This is a genomic window from Streptomyces sp. NRRL B-24085 (genome assembly GCF_001282115.1).
Lineage (GTDB): Bacteria > Actinomycetota > Actinomycetes > Streptomycetales > Streptomycetaceae > Streptomyces.
In genome coordinates this window covers 1-1,564 of the sequence record NZ_LJBR01000528.1, presented here as the reverse complement: position 1 = coordinate 1,564, position 1,564 = coordinate 1, and the positions used below count along the sequence as shown (strand labels likewise).

Annotated in this window: 1 protein-coding gene and 1 pseudogene; both read right to left on the bottom strand. The window is 73.0% G+C overall.

The window, feature by feature from the left end:
• Positions 1-1,017 (bottom strand): AfsR/SARP family transcriptional regulator (locus tag AOJ26_RS38660; protein WP_234358779.1); only part of this gene is annotated, 1,017 nt, incomplete at its 3' end.
• 367 nt (positions 1,018-1,384) lie between these two features.
• A pseudogene (locus AOJ26_RS44750) lies at positions 1,385-1,564 on the bottom strand (hypothetical protein); the annotation flags it as partial.

Sequence of the window (1,564 nt, the reverse complement as noted above, 5' to 3'; positions counted from 1 at the left end):
GGCATGGGGTGACGGCGGGAGGGCGGGTGAGGCGTCTCCGCGCGTAGCGCCTGCGGGAGGTGCGCCGGGGGAGGCCGACCCGGTCCCCCGGGGCCCCTCGTCGGCATCAACGTCCCCCCTCGGAAGCCCAGTTGCGGCCGGACGCTCCGTCTCGCCCTTCTCCGAGGAGTCCGGCCGGGGGCGCCGGCGACGGTCCGCCGTCGGCTGATCGGTGCCGGTACGGGTACCGGCACCGGACTCGCCGCCGCCGTCTCCTTCGCGCAGCACCTGCACATGTGCCTCGCGGACCGCCGGGCCCGGTTCCACGCCGAGTTCCTCGATCAGGCGGGTGCGCAGGTCGCGGTGGACGGCGAGGGCCTCGGCCTGGCGGCCGGTGCGGTGGAGGGCGAGCATGAGCTGGCGGTGGTAGGACTCGCGCAGCGGGTGTTCGGCGGCCAGTGCGGAGAGTTCGGGGACGAGGGCGCCCGGACGGGTGTCGGCGAGGGCGAGTTCGGCGTCGTAGTGCCACTCCAGGAGCAGCAGCCGGGCCTCCTCCAGGCGCTGGACCAGGGCGTATCCGGCGAGTTCGGAGGGAACTCCGGTCAGCGGCGCGCCCCGCCACAGCGCGAGCGCGGCCGCACAGGCCCGGACGGTCTCATTCCAGTTCCCGTCGGCGTGGGCGCCACGGGCCCGGGCGGCGTGGCTCTCGAAGACCTGGACGTCGAGCTCACCCGGCGCGACGCGCAGCAGATAGCCGGGGGCCACCGCCTGGAGTCGTTCGGGATCGTCCAGCAGTCGCCGCAGCCGTGAGACGTGGTTGTGGAGCGAGGCCTTCGCCGAGGCGGGCGGTGTGCTCCCCCACAGCGCCTCCTTGAGGGCCTTGGTGGAGACGACCCGGCCGGCTTCGAGAAGCAGGGCGGCCAGCAGAATCCGCTGCTTGCGGCTGCCGACCATGCGTACGCCGCCGCCTTGGCCGTCGTACAGAATCGGCGGCCCGAGCAGTCCGAACCGCAGCCCCGACTGCGATCCGCGCCCCATCACGCCGCCCACTTCTGGCGGAAACCCGCCCTCTTCACGACGGTTTCCCGCCAGCCGTCCGGCACCGGCCACTGCCGGAAGCCGTTGTCGCCCCGCGGTTGCACACCGTCGGTCCCCCATCACCGCCGTCTGCTTCACGCCAACCGGCTGCTCACAAAACGTAGATGTGTTGGCCACATGTTAGCGATTTGTTGGCGCAACCTGATGTGATCACATCATCGGATCTGGCCCGAGGGCGCGCGCGTACGACGCGCAACTCGGGGGAGTGTCGCCGTCGTGGCCGGATCCGTGGGACGCGAGAGGGTCCCGGTCGGCGGAGGTGAACGACCGGGACCCTCGTCCTGTCCCGGGCCCCGGGCCTCTCAGATCATGGGCGGGTGCCCCAGCCGGCCCAGAACTTGGCGGGCCGGTCCCCGGTCTCGGCGAGCACAGCCATGCGGAAGGCGTGCCTGCCGCCCGGAAACCCGGTGACATAGCGGCCGCGCATCGGGGCGGCGGCGCCGGCGCGGTTATCCGGCAGAGGTCTGCCCCCTCCTTCCCCAGGCCC